The sequence below is a fragment of the Minwuia sp. genome, from assembly GCF_048007105.1.
GTDB lineage: Bacteria > Pseudomonadota > Alphaproteobacteria > Minwuiales > Minwuiaceae > Minwuia.
The window spans coordinates 1,021,978-1,039,555 of sequence record NZ_CP180352.1; the positions used below are offsets into that span (position 1 = coordinate 1,021,978).

14 protein-coding genes and 1 pseudogene are annotated in these 17,578 nt (G+C 68.0%); 5 read left to right on the forward strand and 10 right to left on the reverse strand.

What is annotated here, in order from left to right; translation table 11 throughout:
* Nucleotides 1–5: 5 nt before the first annotated feature.
* The 5 genes from ACMVY4_RS04790 to rph all read right to left on the reverse strand — a co-directional run bounded on the left by ACMVY4_RS04790 (nt 6) and on the right by rph (nt 4,953).
* Complete coding sequence (locus ACMVY4_RS04790) at nt 6–1,151, reverse strand: tetratricopeptide repeat protein (RefSeq protein WP_416899049.1); 1,146 nt, start codon at nt 1,149–1,151, stop codon at nt 6–8.
* 110 nt (nt 1,152–1,261) lie between these two features.
* Complete coding sequence (locus ACMVY4_RS04795; RefSeq protein WP_416899050.1) at nt 1,262–2,494, reverse strand: MFS transporter; 1,233 nt, start codon at nt 2,492–2,494, stop codon at nt 1,262–1,264.
* Nucleotides 2,491–3,636: a radical SAM family heme chaperone HemW gene (gene hemW, locus ACMVY4_RS04800; RefSeq protein ID WP_416899051.1), complete on the reverse strand. Its 1,146-nt coding sequence runs from the start codon at nt 3,634–3,636 to the stop codon at nt 2,491–2,493. Before hemW ends, ACMVY4_RS04795 begins: the two co-directional genes overlap by 4 nt.
* Complete coding sequence (gene rdgB / locus ACMVY4_RS04805) at nt 3,633–4,232, reverse strand: RdgB/HAM1 family non-canonical purine NTP pyrophosphatase (protein ID WP_416899052.1); 600 nt, start codon at nt 4,230–4,232, stop codon at nt 3,633–3,635. Before rdgB ends, hemW begins: the two co-directional genes overlap by 4 nt.
* A 1-nt stretch (nt 4,233) precedes the next feature.
* On the reverse strand, nt 4,234–4,953 hold the full coding sequence (rph, locus tag ACMVY4_RS04810; protein ID WP_416899053.1) for a ribonuclease PH: 720 nt from the start codon (nt 4,951–4,953) through the stop codon (nt 4,234–4,236).
* A 139-nt stretch (nt 4,954–5,092) separates the two neighbouring features.
* Here rph and hrcA point away from each other — a divergent pair, with 139 nt between their 5' ends.
* Together hrcA and ACMVY4_RS04820 are read left to right on the forward strand one after the other, a co-directional pair.
* Nucleotides 5,093–6,142: a heat-inducible transcriptional repressor HrcA gene (gene hrcA / locus ACMVY4_RS04815; protein ID WP_416899054.1), complete on the forward strand. Its 1,050-nt coding sequence runs from the start codon at nt 5,093–5,095 to the stop codon at nt 6,140–6,142.
* Between the two features lie 43 nt (nt 6,143–6,185).
* A complete protein-coding gene (locus ACMVY4_RS04820; RefSeq protein WP_416899055.1) occupies nt 6,186–6,854 on the forward strand; it encodes a nucleotide exchange factor GrpE in 669 nt (222 codons plus the stop codon).
* Nucleotides 6,855–7,019: 165 nt separating this feature from the next.
* Here ACMVY4_RS04820 and ACMVY4_RS04825 read toward each other — a convergent pair whose 3' ends face one another.
* The 3 genes from ACMVY4_RS04825 to ACMVY4_RS04835 form a co-directional block, all read right to left on the reverse strand.
* A complete protein-coding gene (locus ACMVY4_RS04825; RefSeq protein ID WP_416899056.1) occupies nt 7,020–8,117 on the reverse strand; it encodes an acyl-CoA dehydrogenase family protein in 1,098 nt (365 codons plus the stop codon).
* A 118-nt stretch (nt 8,118–8,235) separates the two neighbouring features.
* Nucleotides 8,236–9,426, reverse strand: a complete 1,191-nt coding sequence (locus tag ACMVY4_RS04830; RefSeq protein ID WP_416899057.1) for an acyl-CoA dehydrogenase family protein — start codon at nt 9,424–9,426, stop codon at nt 8,236–8,238.
* A 158-nt stretch (nt 9,427–9,584) separates the two neighbouring features.
* Complete coding sequence (locus ACMVY4_RS04835) at nt 9,585–10,352, reverse strand: crotonase/enoyl-CoA hydratase family protein (protein ID WP_416899058.1); 768 nt, start codon at nt 10,350–10,352, stop codon at nt 9,585–9,587.
* A gap of 255 nt (nt 10,353–10,607) precedes the next feature.
* Between ACMVY4_RS04835 and ACMVY4_RS04840 the strand changes: the two are divergent.
* The 3 genes and pseudogenes from ACMVY4_RS04840 (at nt 10,608) to ACMVY4_RS04850 (ending at nt 15,274) form a co-directional block, all read left to right on the forward strand.
* Nucleotides 10,608–11,757 (forward strand): annotated as a pseudogene (locus tag ACMVY4_RS04840) (nitronate monooxygenase).
* A gap of 147 nt (nt 11,758–11,904) precedes the next feature.
* Nucleotides 11,905–13,545 (forward strand): acyl-CoA synthetase, encoded by a 1,641-nt coding sequence (locus ACMVY4_RS04845; protein WP_416899059.1) that lies wholly within the window; start codon nt 11,905–11,907, stop codon nt 13,543–13,545.
* 199 nt (nt 13,546–13,744) lie between these two features.
* The gene (locus ACMVY4_RS04850) at nt 13,745–15,274 is read left to right on the forward strand and encodes an acetyl-CoA acetyltransferase (protein WP_416899060.1); all 1,530 of its coding nucleotides are present in this window, start codon (nt 13,745–13,747) and stop codon (nt 15,272–15,274) included.
* 196 nt (nt 15,275–15,470) lie between these two features.
* Here ACMVY4_RS04850 and ACMVY4_RS04855 read toward each other — a convergent pair whose 3' ends face one another.
* Together ACMVY4_RS04855 and ACMVY4_RS04860 are read right to left on the reverse strand one after the other, a co-directional pair.
* Nucleotides 15,471–16,376 carry an SDR family NAD(P)-dependent oxidoreductase gene (locus ACMVY4_RS04855; protein WP_416900253.1) on the reverse strand — a complete coding sequence of 302 codons (906 nt, stop codon included), beginning with the start codon at nt 16,374–16,376 and terminating at the stop codon, nt 15,471–15,473.
* A gap of 61 nt (nt 16,377–16,437) precedes the next feature.
* Complete coding sequence (locus tag ACMVY4_RS04860) at nt 16,438–17,490, reverse strand: alcohol dehydrogenase (RefSeq protein WP_416899061.1); 1,053 nt, start codon at nt 17,488–17,490, stop codon at nt 16,438–16,440.
* Nucleotides 17,491–17,578: the final 88 nt, after the last annotated feature.

The window sequence follows — 17,578 nt, forward strand, 5'->3', positions numbered from 1 at the left end:
CCGCCTCAGGAGGTGCGGTTGGCCTGCCGCTGCCGCCGGAACTCCTCGGCCCGCTTGTGCGTCAACAGCCGGAAATCCCGGATCGCATAGACGGTCTCAAGATCGATCTCGCCCCCCGGACCGAGCTCCCGGATGTCACGGAAGGACTCGACTGCGTCCCGCGTGGCGAGATCGTTGCGGCCATTGATGCCGGCGATCGGAATGCCGATCTGATTGAAGGACGCCTGAACGAACCGCACGGTCGCCGCATCGACCACCTGCGCGGTCCCCGACTGCTGCGCCCGCCAGGCATCGGCGGCTTCCTTGCCGGCCCGGAAATCGGCGCGCGACATGCGGCGGCGGAACTTCGGCACCGTCGACCGCGCCTCCTTGCTCCCGGCCTCGGACGCGATCAGCAGCCACTTCATGCCTTCGGACTGATTGACCGGCAGGCCTTCGCCCGACCAGATCATCCGGCCGAACTTGACCTGCGAATCCACGATGCCGAAATTGGCGGCCCGCTCGTGCCAGCGCAGCGCCCAGACCGGGTCCAGTTCGACCCCGTTGCCCGTCTCGTAGGCCTCGGCCACATAGACCACGGCGGGAATGATGCCGTGCTCGGCCGCCATCTCGTAATAGCGCGCCGCTTCCTTCGGGTCCTGACGCAGGCCGGCCCCGTTGTGGTAGGCCTGCGCAACCTGATACGCCGCGTCGGCTTCCCCGCCATCGGCGGCCACCTTCAGAAATGCCATCGCCCTGGCGGGATCGCGCGGCACGCCGGTGCCGTCGCGATAGGCGGCGTGGGCCAGCATGGCGGCCTCGACATGGCCGCGGCTCGAGGCGGACTCGAACAGCTGCACCGCCCGAACGGGATCCCGCTCCACACCCTTGCCTTCCCAGAAGGCCCGGCCCAGCAGGAACTGCGCGTCCGGATACCCCTTCTCGGCCTCGGGCCGCAGCAGAGCCACGGCCTGGCTGTAGGCCGCCGCGCTCGTGCCGCTGTCCAGGATCCGCCGCGCCTGATTGACATTCACCACGTTGGGCTTCTGGATCACCGGCCGAACAGGGGCGGCGGTCGTCTGCTTCGGGGGTTCCGCGCAACCGCTGACGGCAAGCATGGCCGCGGTGGCGACAAGGCCCGCGCGCACGGTCTTCAGGACGCTTGAACTCATACTCGGCATGGGTGCTGAAGCCTTCTTCGATCTCTGGGGGAATTGGCGCGCAAGCTGCCGTAGCCCGGTGTCGTTGTCAAATGCCCAACCCCTGACCAGTGACCGCGGCATCACATTGTGATCCGCCGCGGCGGCCGCGTTGCGACCCCGGCAAACACCGACGCCGCAAGGCAGTAGATCGCCGACCAGATGGCGATGCCGGCCATGGAGGACCCGAGGTCGATGGCCCAGCCCATGATGAAGGGTGCGAGGCCGGTGGAGAAGACCATCATGGCGGTGGCGAAGGCGCGGATCGCCCCGATGTGGCGGGTGCCGTAGAGCTCCGCCCAGAGCGCGCCGAGCAGCACCTGGGTCAGTCCCGCGCCAAGGCCCATCAGCCCCAGAAACACAGGGGCGGACCACGCGCCGTCGAACCCCCACAGCACCAGGCAAGAGAGCGCGAGCGGGGTCAGGAACACGCCCACCAGCCGACGTGCCGACAGCCAGTCGACCAGCATACCGCCGCCCAGCAGGCCGAGAACCGTGGCGATCGCGAAGGCGCTGAAGGAATAGGCCATGACCTCGATCGACCAGCCCCGGCTTTCGGCCAGATGCACCTGATGGAAGAAGAAGCCCGTCGAGATGAAGGCCGGCGCCAGCAGCGCCGGCAGTCGCAGCCACAGCCCCCGGTCCCGCAGCGTCTCGGCCAGCGTGAAATCACGGGGCGTACCAGCCGGTCCCCCGGTCGCCGGCGCGGCGGCATCCAGCGCCGGCCGCCGCCAGCCCGTGCCGTAGAGCATCAGCGGGACCAGCGGCATCAGCACCAGCACCAACACGGCGGTGGCCAGCCACGCTTCCCGCCAGTCCATCAGCAACAGCAACAGGATGACGAAGGGCGGCGACGCGGCGACCCCGACCGCGTGGCCCAGCGAGGCGATGGAGATCGCCCGTCCCCTGAAACGCTGGAAATGCCGCGCCATCGCGGTGATCCCGACATGGGTCGACATGCCCTGCCCGAACAGCCGCAGCCCGAAGATCGCCAGCGTCAGCGCCACCGGCGACCAGGTCAGCGCGGTGAAGGCCGCCACCGCGGCCAGCCCGGTCAGGACGATGAAGCTGCTCGAATTCAGCGACAGCACGTCGACGATGCGTCCGAACATGATCAGGGTCGCGCCGCTGGCGATGGTCCCGATCATGTAGACCAGCCCGAACTCGCCATGGCTCAGGCCGAAGGTCTGGCGGAACTCGCCGCCGAACAACGAGATGAAATAGGTCTGGCCGACGCTGGACTGCAGGCACATGAAGGCGCCGAAGCCGATCAGCGCCAGATTGCGGCCCAGCCCGCCACCTTCACGCAGGCTCATGCAGCGGCATCCCGGCCGAGCAGGCTGGCGGTGATGCTGTTCAGCAGCAGCCGGCCTTCGGGGCGCACCGTCAGCCGCGCCGGCCCCCGTTCGATCAGACCGTGCGCCGACAGCCGCTCGGCGGCTTCCTCGTCAATGCAGGCGGCTGCGCCCGGCCTCGAGAGATCGAGCCCTTCGGCAAGGCGCAGGCCCATCATCACCGCTTCCTCGGCCTGTTCCGCTGTATCGAGCGGCCGCAGTTCTTCCGCGCCCGAACCCGTCTCGGTCACAGCTTCCAGCCAGCGCTCCGGCTTCTTCAGGTTTGAAGCCGCGAGCCGGCTTCCATCGCTGCAGACCGGCCGCCCGTGTGCGCCCGGCCCGATTCCGATCCATGACCCGTAGCGCCAGTAAACGAGGTTGTGGCGGCTTTCCTGACCCGGCGCGGCATGGTTGGAAATCTCGTAGGCCGGCAGACCGGCGCCTTCGCAGATCTCCTGCGTCAGTTCGAAGAAGTCAGCGGCGCGGTCGTCGTCCATCGGCGTCCAGACGCCCCGCCGCACGGCGCCGGCGAAGCCCGTGTTCGGTTCGATGGTCAGCTGGTACAGCGACAGATGTCCCGCCGCGAGACCGAGCGCGCGGTCCAGTTGTTCGCGCCACGCGGCCTCGGTCTGGCCCGGAAGGGCATAGATCAGGTCGAAGGAGAACCGTCCGAAGACATCCCGCGCGGTCTCGATGGCGGCCAGCGCCGCCTCGGCATCGTGTACCCGGCCGAGAAACTTCAGCGCGGCATCGTCGAAGCTCTGGATGCCCATGCTCAGACGGTTCACCCCGGCGGCGCGATAGCCCCGGAAGCGGCCGGCCTCGACCGAGGACGGGTTCGCCTCCAGCGTGATCTCGCAGTCGGGCGTCAGGCCGAAGCAGCGGTCGATCTCTTCCAGCACCGCGCCGACGGTATCCGGGCTCATCAGGGACGGCGTGCCGCCGCCGAAGAAGACCGTTTCCGCCGGACCACCGCAGCGCTCGCTCCAGGTTCGGATCTCCCGGCAGAGCGCATCGCGCCAGCGTGCCTCGTCGATCCGCTCCCTTACGTGGCTGTTGAAATCGCAATAGGGGCACTTGGCCACGCAGAAGGGCCAGTGGACATATATGGCGTGGCCGCTCAAAGGCAGGCGGCGAGCAGTTGCCGGAACGCGTCGGCGCGATGGCTCATCGCGTGCTTCTCCGCCGGGTCCATCTCGCCGAAGGTGATCTTGCGGCCGGTGGCGACGAAGACCGGGTCGTAGCCGAACCCGTTCGTGCCCCGCGGCGGCCAGACCAGATCGCCTTCCACCTTGCCCTCGAACACCGCCGTCTCGCCGTCGGGCCAGCAGAGCGCCAGCGCGCAGATGAAGCGGGCCGAACGGTCGGTCGCGCCCTTCTCCTGCAACGCGTCCTCGACCTTCTGCATGGCCAGATCGAAGTCGCGTTCCGGACCCGCCCAGCGCGCCGAGTAGATCCCCGGATCGCCGCCGAGCGCGGTCACCGCCAGCCCCGAATCGTCGGACAGGGACGGCAGGCCGGACGCCTCCGCCGCGGCCCGGGCCTTCAGCAGCGCATTGCCGGTGAAGGTGGTCTCGGTCTCTTCCGGCTCCGGCAGGTTCAGCTCGGCGGCGGAGACCGGCTGGATGCCAAAGGGGCGCAGCAGTTCCGCGATCTCGACCACCTTGCCGCGATTGTGGCTGGCGACGACGATCTTCCTCTCGGTCAGCTTGCGCGCCAACTCAGCCTCCGACCGCCAGCCGCTGGGCTTCGGCCAGCTCGCCGCAACCCTTCTTGGCCAGCCGCAGCAGCTCCATGAATTCGTCGTCGGTGAAGGGCGTGCCCTCGGCCGTCGCCTGGATTTCGCAGAGCGTGCCGCCATCGGTGATGACGAAATTGCCGTCGGTCTCGGCGTTCGAGTCCTCGGCATAGTCCAGGTCGAGGACCGGAACGCCTTCATAGATGCCGCAGGAAATGGCGGCGACCTGGCCGATCATCGGGATGGACTTGATCGCTCCGGCCTTCACCAGACCGTCGAAGGCCATGTGCAGCGCCACCCAGGCGCCGGTGATCGAGGCGGTGCGGGTGCCGCCATCGGCCTGCAGCACGTCGCAGTCCACGCGGATCTGCCGCTCGCCGAAGCCTTCCAGATTGGTCACGGCGCGCAGCGAACGGCCGATCAGGCGCTGGATTTCCTGGGTCCGGCCCGACTGCTTGCCGCGCGCGGCCTCGCGGTCGGTGCGCGTGTGGGTCGAGCGGGGCAGCATGCCGTATTCGGCGGTCACCCAGCCGCGGCCGGAATTCCTGAGCCACGGCGGCACGCGCTCTTCCACCGATGCGGCGCAGATCACATGCGTATCGCCAAAGCGAATGAGGCACGATCCTTCGGCATGCTTGGCGAATCCGGTTTCGATACTGACGTCGCGCATCTGGTCGGGCTTCCGGCCCGAGGGGCGGTTCATGTGTCACCTCTTCTGATCTGTCGATGGGGGTTCTAGGCGATTTGCGGCTGCAGCGAAACGTATTCGCCGACCGTTGACCGGCAAGGGCCGCGACCATACCTTTTTGCCGTTGAGAATGCTGGATTTTCGCCGGACAGAGATGACGGACAAGGACGCTATTCAGTCTCTCGACGCGCGTAGCCGGGAGATTTTCCGTTACATCGTCGAGGGCTATCTGGACAATGGGGCGCCGGTCGGCTCGCGCACGATCTCGCGCCATCTGACCACGGCGCTGTCGCCGGCTTCGGTGCGCAACACCATGTCGGACCTGGAAGAGCTGGGCCTGCTCTACGCGCCGCATACGTCCGCCGGCCGGCTGCCGACCGAGCTGGGGCTTCGGCTGTTCGTGGACGGCCTGCTGGAACTCGGCGACCTTTCGGACGGGGAACGCTCGTCGATCGAGGCGCGCTGCAACACCCAGGGCCGGAACTACACCGACATGCTGTCGGAAGCCTCCAACATGCTCTCCGACCTCTCGGGCTATGCCGGTCTGGTGACCGTGCCCAAGAGCGACCAGCCGCTGAAGCATCTCGAATTCGTCAGCCTCGCGCCGGGCAAGGCGCTGGTCGTCATGGTCACCGTCGGCGGCGTGGTCGAGAACCGGCTGATCGCCGTCCCGCCGGGCATGCCGCCGTCTTCGCTGGTCGAGGCCTCGAACTATCTCTCCGACCGGCTGCGCGGCCGCACCCTCGCCGAGGCGCGGCAGGCCATCCTGGAAGAGCTGGAAGCGCGCAAGGCGCAGCTGGACGAACTCGCCGCGCAGGTCGTCGAGGCGGGTCTGGCCGACTGGGCCGGCGGCGACGATGCCGGCCGGCTGATCATCCGCGGGCAGGGCAAGCTGCTCGAGGACGTGCAGGCGATCGAGGATCTCGACCGCGTGCGGCGGCTGTTCAACGATCTGGAGACCAAGAGCGAACTTCTGAACATGCTCGACCTGGCCCATCAGGGCGACGGCGTCCGCATCTTCATCGGCTCCGAAAGCAACCTGTTCAGCCTCTCGGGCAGCTCGATGATCGTTGCGCCCTTCACCGACGGCAACCAGAAGATCGTCGGTTCCATCGGCGTGATCGGGCCCACCCGCTTGAACTATGCCCGCATCATTCCCATGGTTGACTACACGGCGCGTGTCATCGGACGCCTGATCGGCTAGAACGCCGTTCCGTCCGGGACCCAAGCATCATCGGGACATCGCTATGACTGACCAGAACGACAAGCCGGCGTCGGACAAGACGCCCGAGGGCGCAGAACCTGAAAAGACCCTGGAAGAGGCCACCGAGGCCGCTTCGGGCGGGGACGAGGCTGCTGCGGAAGCCGCGGCTGCAGATGCCGCTTCCATCGTCGACGAGGAGGCCCCGCCGGTCGAGCCGGACCCCGTCGCGGTGCTGGAAGAAGAGAACGCCGCGCTGAAGGACCGCCTGATGCGCACCATGGCGGAGCTGGAGAACAACCGCCGCCGCGCCCAGCGCGACCGCGAGGACGCCCTGAAATACGGGGCGCAGAAGTTCGCCCGCGACATGTGCGAGGTCGCCGACAACCTGCAGCGCGCGCTGGACGCGACCGCGGAAGAGGACGCGAACGCCGAGACCAAGGCGGTGCTGGAAGGCGTCAAGATCACCCGCGATTCGCTGAAGCAGATCTTCGAACGCCACGGCGTGCAGGAGATCGACGCCCAGGACCAGAAGTTCGATCCGAACCTGCACGAGGCCATGACCGAGATCGACGTGCCCGGCGCGCCGCCCTCGACCTGCATCCAGGTGATCGAGCGCGGCTACACGCTGAACGGCCGTCTCCTCCGCCCCGCCCGCGTTGTGGTGACCAAATCGCAGAGCCAGACCGGCAACAAGGTCGATACGTCGGCGTAGCGCCCTCCCGTCCCGGGACTTGATCCCGGGACCCAGTCCGGCCATGCCGGCACAAGCCTGTGATTCAGAACTGGACAGCGGGATCAAGTCCCGCTGCGGGTTTGTGGTTCAGGGCCAACCCCTGGACTACAGGACCCCGGCTCAAGGCCAAGGTGACGGCGGGCGCTACGCCGCGTCGCCATACCCCTGCATCCGGGCGGCGTCGGCGCGGACGGTTTCGGGGCCGCCGAGCAGCTGGCGGTTCAGGCCGATGCGCTTGAACCAGTAGTGCAGGCCCATCAGGTCGGTGAAGCCCATGCCGCCATGCACCTCGGTCGCGGTGCGGGCGACGAAGGTGCCGGTCTCGGCGGTGTGGGATTTCGCCAACGCGGCCATCACCGGAAACTCGTCCGGTTCGGCGTCCATGGTATGGGCGGCGAACCAGATCAGCGAGCGGCAGGGCTCCAGCCGCGCCGCCATCTCCGCGCAGAGATGTTTCACCGCCTGGAAGGAGCCGATGGTGCGGCCGAACTGCTCGCGCTCCATGGCGTAGGCGACAGCCTTCTCGATCATGCGCTGCCCCGCGCCCAGCGTGTCGGCGGCCAGCAACACCCGGCCCGCGGCGATCAGGTCGTGGGTCACCGCCGCCGGGTCATTGGCGCCGTCCAGCGGCTCCGCCTCGACACTGTCGAAGACCAGTTCCGCCGTCTCGCGGGTGCGGTCGATGCTGCGCATCCGGTGGGCCGTCAGCCCGGCGGCGTCCATCGCCACCAGGTGCAGCTTCCGTTCCCGGTCGGCGACGATGACGTGGGTGGCGCTGCGCGTTTCCAGCGCGAACAGTGCCTTGCCTGTCAACCTGCCGCCTTCTGCCGAGACGCCGGCAGTCTCCCGCGCACCGGCGGCTTCCGACAATGCGGCGGCGAAGCGCGCGTCGCCCGCCGCCAGCTTCGGCAGCCAGGTGTCCTGCTGTGCCGGGGTGCCGGCGCGGGCGATGGCGATGGCGGCCAGCCCGGCGTTGGCCATGAAGGGCGACGGCGTCACGTGTCGGCCCAGCATCTCCTGCACCACGGCGGCATCCAGCAGCCCCAGCCCGGCCCCGCCATGCGCTTCGGGCACCATGATGCCGCTGAGGCCCAACGCGGCGACCGCATCGTCGATGGCGGCCTGCGCCGCGGCGTCGTCTCCGGCCGCCTTGCGCACGATCTCCAGATCGGCGGCGACGGCCAGCGCGCGGTCGACGGTCTCCTGCAGCATCCGCTGGTCGTCGGACAGTCCGAATTCCATCAGCTTCTCCGTTCAGCTCAGACTTTCACCCCCGCCTCGTGCGGGGGTCCGGTGCGGCTTCGCCGCAAGATGATGACTGACCGGATGCCCGCATGAAGCGGGCATGACAAATTGGTGGTCACGCCTTCGCCGCCTTCGGTTCGCGCGGCATCCCCAGGCCGCGCTCGGCGATGATGTTTTTCTGGATCTGCGCCGTGCCGCCGCCGATGATCAGGCCGAGATCGTACATGTAGCGCGACTGCCACGATCCGCCGGAGCGGAGGTAGTCGCCCTCCTCGTAGAGGATGCCAAGCTCGCCCATCACGTCGACGGCGAAGGCGGCGAGCTGGTGATTCAGCTCGCAACCCTGCAGCTTCACGATCAGTCCGGCGAGGCCCTTCGGTTCACCCTTCTGGCTCATGGCCATCAGCCTGAGCCCGTGGGCGCGCATGGCGTGGACCTCGGCCTGCAGGCGGATCAACCGGTCGCGGAAGACGGGGTTGTCCATCACGCGGTGGCCGTCGATGGTCTCGGTCTCCATCAGCTTCACGATGGCGGCGAGGCGGTTCAGCCCGGCATTCGGATCGCCCAGCATGCCGCGCTCGTGGGTCAGCACGGCGTTGGCGACCTGCCAGCCCTGGCCGCGTTCGCCGACGATCTGCCCGACCGGGACCTTCACGTCGGTGAAGAAGACCTCGTTGAAGTTGGCGGAACCGGTCATGTCGACCAGCGGGCGGACCTCGATGCCCGGCGTGTCCATCGACAGCAGCAGGAAGGAGATGCCCCTGTGCTTCGGCGCGTCGGGCTCGGTGCGGATCAGCGCGAACATCATGTCGGCCTGCCGCGCGGTCGAGGTCCAGATCTTCTGGCCGTTGATGACGAAATGGCCGTCCTCGACCCGGGCCGAGGTCTTCAGGCTGGCGAGATCGGAGCCTGCGCCCGGCTCGGAATAGCCCTGGCACCAGATCACCTCGCCATGCAGGGTCGGCCGGATCCATTGCCGCTTCTGTTCCTCGGTGCCGAGCTCCAGCAGGGTCGGCACCAGCATGGAGATGCCCTGGCTGGACATGCCGCCCGGCGTCCCGCTGGCGGCGAACTCCTCGGCGATGATGCGCGACTTCAGGATGTCGGGTTCAGCCCCGTAGCCGCCATACTCCGCCGGGATGGTCCGCGCCGCGTAGCCGTGCTCGATCAGCAGCTTCTGCCAGGCGTGCAGCTCCGGATCCCGCTGGCTCCGCCGCCCCCGCGGGGCCTTGTGCCCGTGCTCCGCGATGAAGGCGCGGACGTCATCGCGGAAGGCTTCGTGTTCCGGGCTCAGTCTGAGATCCATGAAGGTCTCCTGTCGGCTTCTGTGGTCATCCCCGATCGAGCGTCAGCGAGACTCGGGGATCCGGGACTATGTCCCCGTCTCGCCCAGCGGCGCGATGCGAAGCGCCGTCCGGACCCCCGAGTGGCCTGCGGCCATCGGGGGTGACCCGTTGGCTCGGCCTACTTCGCCTTCCACACCGGATCGCGCTTCTCGATGAAGGCGCGGGGGCCTTCCTTGAAGTCCTCGGTGCCGGCGAGGTAGCGCATGGCGTCCGAGCTGGCGGCCCAGAGGTCCTCGTCGCTGTCCATCATCGCGCGCCTGGTGATCTGCATCGCCCGCTGCACGGCCAGCGGCGCGTTGGCGGTGATGCGCCCGGCCAGCTCCAGCGCCTTGTCCATCAGCTCGTCCTGGGCGACGACGTAGTTCACCAGCCCGAGCTCGTATGCCCGGCGGGCGGGGATGGTGTCGCCGGTCAGCATCAGTTCCATGCCGACGGCGGGGCCGACGGCGCGGGGCAGGCGGAACAGGCCGCCCGCGGCGGGGACCAGGCTGCGCTTCACTTCGGGCACGCCGAAGGCGGCTTCCTCGGCGGCGACCACCATGTCGGAGGCCAGCACGATCTCACAGCCGCCGGCGACGGCGAAGCCGTTGACTGCGGCGATCAGCGGCTTGGTCCGTTCCCGCTTCACGATGCCGGCGAAGCCGCCGCGCTTCGTGGACAGCCGCCCCGCATCGCCCTGGGAGATCGCCTTCAGGTCGGCGCCGGCGCAGAACACCTTGCCCGAGGAGCGGATGATGCCGACCCAGAGCTGGTCGTCGGCCTCGAATTCGTCGATCGCCGCCTCGATCCCCTCGGCCACGTCGCCGTTCACGGCGTTTCGGGCCTCGGGCCGGTTCAGGGTGATGATGAAGATGTGCTCGCGCTTCTCGGTCTCGATGATGGCCACTTGATTTCCTCCCCGGTGACGTGGGCGTCATCTTGGGCCGAACCGTGGCCGTCGTTCAACGGTCCTGGCAATTGTCCTCCGCGGGCCTGACCCGCGGATCTCGGGGTGCAACCGCCTCGGCGGCGGCAATGTGAGGCCCCCGGGACGGGCCCGGGGGCGGCAGGACGGCTGCAGGGCCCGCCTGCATCGGTGTGGGTTGCGTCAAGCGCGCGCTGTGGCAGATATTGGCCTGCGCTTCGGGGAGGAGGCTGGATCATGAAATCACCGATCTGCGAAATGCTGGGCATCGAGTTCCCGCTGGTCGCGTTCACCCATTGCCGCGACGTTGTCGTCGAGGTCTCCAAGGCCGGCGGCATGGGCGTGCTGGGCGCGGCGGGCATGTCCGCGGAGAAGCTGGAGACCGAGCTCCGCTGGATCGACGACAAGATCGGCGGCCGGCCCTATGGCGTCGACCTGATCGTGCCCACGAAGTTCGCGTCCAAGGGCGAGAAGTCGAAGCCCGGCAGCAATGTCGACAAGGTGCCGGAGGGTCACAAGGAGTTCGTCCGCTCGATCCTGCGCACCCACGACATCGACCCCGACGAGGTGATGACCGCCGACCGCTTGAAGCGCGGCACGCGGCTGGGCGACAACATGGCCGATGACGGCGCGCTGTCGCTGCTGGACGTCTGCTTCGCCCATCCGATCAAGCTGATCGCCAACGCGCTGGGCACCCCGCCGGCCTACATGACCGAGCGGGCGAAGAAGGAGGGCGTGCCGGTCGCGGCGCTGGTCGGCGCGAAGGAACACGCCATCAAGCAGGTGCAGGCCGACGTCGACATCCTGGTCGTTGCGGGCGGCGAGGCCGGCGGCCATTGCGGCGATGTCTCCACGTTGGTGCTGGTACCGGAGATCGCGCGCGCGGTCAGGGCCATCCGCGGACAACCCGGTGCCTATCCTGGCGGCGGGCGGCATCGTCACCGGCGAGCAGATGGCGGCCTGCATGGCGATGGGCGCGGACGGGGCCTGGACCGGCTCGGTGTGGCTGACCACCGCGGAGGCCGAGACCTCGCCGGTGGTGAAGGAGAAGATGCTGGCCGCGTCGTCGCGCGACACGATCCGCTCCAAGGCCCGGACCGGCAAGTATTCGCGCCAGCTCCGCTCGGCCTGGACCGACGCGTGGGAGAGCGAAGCCGCGCCGGCGCCGCTGCCGATGCCGTATCAGTCGATCATCACCGAGCCGGTCATGGGCCGGGTCACCCGGATGGCCGAAGGCGGACACGAGGGCGCCAAGCAGCTCGCCTCCTATTTCGTCGGCCAGGGTGTGGGCCTGATGAACGAACCGCTCGGCGCCGGTCAGGTGGTGCAGGCCTTCAAGGAAGACTTCATCGCCGCCTTCGAGCGGATGAACGGGTTCTTTGAGTGATAACGGAAACGGCCAACCTGGGGATGGTTGGGTCGGCCAGGTTGGCGGCGCGGACCTTTCCGGAAACGCACAGCCGCGCTGCGTGCCGACCCTACTCACGGTGCTCCGGTATCCGGCAACGCACAACTCTACGCGGTTTCTGAGCCCATGACCCTTTCCCTCGGCACCATTCACGAGGCGGTCAGCGCCGCCCTGCCGGACCGCACGGCCATCATCTTCCGCGACCGGCGGCTGACCTATGCCCAGGTGGCGGAGCGCACGCGCAGGCTGGCCAACTTCTTCATCTCCCAGGGCATCACGCTGCACACGCCGCGCAGCGCGCTGCAGAACTGGGAATCCGGTCAGGATCACGTCGCGGTCTACATGACCAACTGCAACGAGTACGTCGAGACGCTGCTGGGCGGCTACAAGGCGCGCGCCGTGCCGTTCAACGTCAACTACCGCTATGTCCGCGAGGAGCTGGAATACCTGCTGAACGACGCTGATGCGAAGGCGGTGGTCTATCACGCCCGCTACGCGCCGGTGATGGATCAGGTGCGCGACGCCGTGCCGACGCTCCGTCTGCTCATCCAGGTCGATGACGGCTCGGGGGAGCCTCTGCTCGACGGGGCGCTGGACTACGAGACCGTGCTGGCGGAAAGCTCGCCGGCGCCGACCGGACTGGACTGCGAGCCCGATGATCTCTTCATCCTCTATACCGGTGGCACCACCGGCATGCCGCGCGGCGTCCTCTGGCGTCAGGAAGACGCCTACATGAGCCAGATGGGCGGGCGCTACGACGGCCGGAACGAGGTCGGCAGCGTCGAGGAGGCCGTCGAGCGGGCGTGCGCGAAGAAGGGCTATGTCATCTTCCCGCCGCCGCCCTTCATGCATGGGGCCGGCAAGTATCTGGCGCTGCGCTCGCAGTTCGAGGGCAACACCCTGCTGATCCAGAACGTGACCGACCGGTTCAATCCCGCTGACGTGCTGTCGCTGGTCGGGACGGAGCGGGCCAACCTGATGCTCGCCATCGGCGACGCCTTCGGCCGGCCGCTGCTCGACGAACTCCGGCGCGGCTCCTGGGACACCAGCAGCCTGAAGTTCCTGACCAACACCGGCGCGATCATGTCGAAGGGGGTGAAGGCCGGGCTGATGGAGGCGATCCCGGGCCTGACCATCATCGATTCGCTGGGCTCCTCGGAGACCGGCATCCAGGCGCAGAACATCTCCGGGCCGAAATCCGGTGTCGAGAAGGGCGATTTCCGCACCATGTCCGATACGCGGGTCATGGCCGAGGACCGGAGCCGGTTCCTCGAACCCGGTGAGCCCGAGGCCGGCTGGCTCGCCATCGGCGGCCGCGTGCCATACGGCTATTACGGCGACGAGGCGAAGACGAAGCAGACCTTCCCGGCCATAGACGGAAAACGCTACGTCGTCGGCGGCGACAAGGTGCGGCTGCTGGAGAACGGGGAGATCGAGTTCTTCGGCCGCGAATCGGTGACCATCAATTCCGGCGGCGAGAAGATCTTCGCCGAGGAGGTCGAGGAGGCGCTGAAGCCGCATCCCTCGGTCGCCGACGTGCTGGTCGCCGGCCGCCCCTCCGAGCGCTGGGGCAACGAGGTGGTCGCCATGATCGAACTGCGCGACGGCGCCGAACCCGACGAGGCCGGACTGCTGGCCGAGGCCGAGAAGCACATCGCCCGCTACAAGCTGCCCAAGGCGTTCCTGTTCGTGGACAAGGTCGGCCGCCTCGCCAACGGCAAGCCCGACTATCGCTGGGCCAAACGAACCGCGGAGGCATCGGCATGAGCGCAAGTCTGACCGGGTCGGAAACCGCGCTGGCTGGTCGCCTGTGTTCTTCCCCCCTTGAGGGGGAAGTGGCCGCGAAGTGGCCGATGGGGGGTGAGGCCGAAGGCCATTTCGGCTTCGCCGAATTCACCCCCACCCTGACCCTCCCCCCTCAAGGGGGAGGGGACGAGGCTGTGGAACGGTCTGGAGGGATAACGGCATGAGCGACGACCGCACACCCGTCATCGTCGGCGTGGGCCGGATCACGGACAAGGGCCGGCCGCTGGATCAACTGCCCGGTCCGATGGGCCTGCTTGAGATGGCGGCGGAGCGGGCCTTCGACGACGCCGGCCTGCTCCGGGCGAAGGCGGCCGGGCTGGACACCATCGCGCTGGTGAAGTGCTTCCGTGAATCGACCCCGAATTCGCCGGCTTCGCTGGCCCGCCGTCTCGGCGCGGACAAGGCGCAGGGCTGGCTGATGCCCGATGGCGGCAACGGCCCGCAATATCTGGTCAACCGCTACGCCGAGGCAATCGCGAAGGGCGAGAACGAACTGGTGCTGATCGCCGGCTGCGAGCCCAAGGACAGCGTCCGGCGGCTGAAGAAGGCCGGCCTCCCCATCGACTGGTCGGAAGGCCCGGACAACGAGGCCGAGTTCCTCGTGCCGGACGCGAAGATGTCGAACGGCTACGAACAGGCGCACGGCGTCTGGCTGGCCGCGACCGTCTACGCGATGATCGAGAACGGGCTGCGCCACCACTACGGCCGCACCATCGAGGATCACCAGCTGGCCATGGGGCGGCTGTTCGCGCGCTTCTCGGAGGTCGCCGCCCAAACCGACGGCGCCTGGTTTCCGCAGCGCCGGACGGCCGAGGAGATCGCCACGCCGACCGCCGACAACCGGATGGTCAACTGGCCCTACACGAAGCTGATGAACGCCTTCAACAATGTCGATCAGTCGGCGGCCATCCTGATGACCTCGCTCGGCAAGGCGAAGACCTGGGGTGTGCCGGCGGACCGGATCGTCTATCTGCACGGTTGCGCCGACGCCTTCGAGCCGATGCTGATCTCGGAGCGGCAGAACTACCATGCCTGCCCGGCGATCCGGGTGATGGGCGAGAAGGCGCTGGGCATGGCCGGGATCGGCATGGACGAGATCGACCATATCGACCTCTATTCCTGCTTTCCCTCGGCCGTCGAGGTGGCCTGCGACGAGTTGGGCATTGCGGCGGACGATCCGCGGCCGCTGACCGTCACGGGCGGGCTGCCCTATCACGGTGGGGCCGGGAACAACTACGTCACCACCTCCATCGCGGCGATGGTGGACAAGGTCCGCGGCGCGCCCGGCTCGAAGGGCCTGGTCACGGCCAATGGCGGCTATCTGACCAAGCACGCGGCCGGGATTTACTCCACCGACCCGTCGCCTGCGCATGACGGCAGCGGCTGGGCGCGGGAGAACCCGGCGGTCTATCAGGCTGAGCTGGACGCGTTGCCGGTCCCGCCGGTGGTGAAGGCGGCGGAAGGCGAAGCGGTGGTCGAGACCTACACGGTCGTCTTCGGCCGCGACGGCGCCCCGGCGGCTGGCATCCTGTTCGGCAGGCTGGGCGATGGGTCCGATCCGATGGCCCCACGCTTCGTCGCCAACACGCCGAAGGATCCGGACCTGCTGACCGCGATGACGCGGGAGGACTTCATCGGCCGAAGCGGGGCGGTGACGAATGCCGACCGGCTCAACGTCATGCGGTTCTGAAGAATCCACCTGCCGTCCGCGGACGTGATCCGTGGACCTCGCGGCCGAGCCTGGCCGTGCCGTGCCGGCTTCAGCCTCAGGCCCCCGGGTCAGGCCCGGACTTGACAGATGTGCTGAACGAGAAAGGGGCCGGCGTCGCCGCCAGCCCCTCCCGGTATTCCTTCTGAAGACGCCAGGCCGCAGCCCGGCGTTTTCCTCAGATCGGATCCCAGCTGAAGACGTCGCCCGAGCGCTCCAGTTCGAAGAAGCTCTTCTCCAGCGCCGGCATGCCGTGCTCGGCGATGGTTTCGGGCGTCCAGCCCTCGCCGCGGTGCACCGAGCGGATCGGGCGCGGCTGGCTGAAGAGATAGATCTCGTTCGAACGCACGCCGAAGATCTGGCCGGTGACGTGCTTGGACGCGTCGGATGCCAGGTAGACGGCCAGCGGCGCCTGCTGCGCCGGGGTCATGCGCTTGATCTTGTCCAGACGCGCCTGCTGTTCCGGCGTGTCCGAAGGGATGGTGCCGATCATGCGCGACCAGGCGAAGGGCGAGATGCAGTTGGAGCGCACGTTGAAGCGGCCCATGTCCAGCGCGACGGACTTCGACAGCCCGGCGATGCCCAGCTTCGCGGCGGCGTAGTTGGCCTGCCCGAAATTGCCGATCAGGCCCGAAGTCGAGGTGAAATGGATCATCGAGCCGGAGTTCTGCTCGCGGAACAGCGGCGCGACCGAACGGGCGACGTTGAAGGAGCCCTTCAGGTGCACGGCCAGCACCATGTCCCAGTCGGGCTCGCTCATCTTGTGGAAGATGACGTCGCGCAGGATACCCGCATTGTTGACGATGCAGTCGACCCGGCCGAACGCGTCGGTCGCGGTCTTGATCATGTCCTCGGTGTCCTTGCGCTCGGAGACCGAACCGAAATGCGGAATGGCGGTGCCGCCGGCGTCCTCGATCTCGGCCACCACGTCGCGCGCCGGCTTCTCGTCGCCGCCGTCGCCGGACACCGAACCGCCGAGGTCGTTGACGACGACCTTGGCGCCGTGGGCCGCCATCAGCTTCGAAATCTCGCCGCCGATCGCGCCGCCGCCGCCAGTGACGACGCAGACCTTGCCCTCAAGCATCTTCTCGTTGCTCATGCTCTTCTCTCTCCCCAGTAGGTAATTCTCTGGCGCCGCGCCGCCGTCAGGGCGTCAGCACCACGCGGCCGACGATCTTGCCGGCCCGCAGGTCCTCCAGCGTGTCCCAGGCAGCGTCCAGCGGCCGCTCCTTGACCGGCAGCGGCGGCACCTTGCCCGCCTTCACCAGATCCATCAGCTCCGCCATCTCGGCCGGGCTGCCGACCATGGACCCGCGCACGGTGATGTTCTTGAAGGCGAACAGCGGCACGGGAATGGTCATTGCGCCCCCGAACAGGCCGACGATCGCCAGAACGCCGCTCGGACCGAGATTCATGACGCCGAAGGTCGCCGTCTTGTCAGAGCCGACGAAGTCGACCGCGCCCGGCAGACCGCCGCCGGTCAGCTTCATGACTTCCTTGCGGGTCGCGCCGTCGGACGGATCGAAGACGTGGTCCGCGCCGGCCGCCTTAGCAGCTTCCAGCTTTGCCGGGTCGATGTCGAAAACCACCGTCTTGGCCTTGAAGACGGCCTTGGCGATCATCAGGCCGGCCATGCCGACGCCGCCCGCGCCAATGATGCCGACATAACCGCCGCGCTCGGCGGCCTCACGGACCTTCATCAGTGCGCCATAGGCGGTGATGCCGGAGCAGGCGTAGGTCGCCGCCAGTCCGGTCGGGACGTCGCCGTAGTCATAGAGGAACTGCTCGTCCGGGCACATGACGTGGTCGGAGTAGCCGCCGTCGACCTGGACGCCCAGATTGCGCGGCGTTGCGCAAAGCTGGGTGTTGCCGCCCTTGCAGACGTCGCACTCCATGCAACCGATCCAGGGGTAGACGATCCGCTTGTCGCCGACTTTCGCGGTGGTGACATCCGGGCCGACCGCCGCGACCTCGCCGACGATCTCGTGGCCGAGCGTGAAGGGCAGCTTCCGGCCGCGGGTGACGTCGGCCTTGTTGCCGCCGCCCATGTCGAAATGGCCTTCATGCAGGTGGATGTCCGAATGGCAGACGCCGCAGGCTTCGATCCGCACGAGGACCTCCTTGCCCTTCGGCTGCGGGTTCTCGTAGGTGAATTCCTTCAGCGGCGCGCCGTATTCGTCGAACTGCATGCTGCGCATGTCTTGAGCCTCCCCTCAGTCGCGACTTGGATATGGGCGGGTACACTAAGCCTGCCGTTGCGGAGCCACAACCATTGGCGCGTTGCAC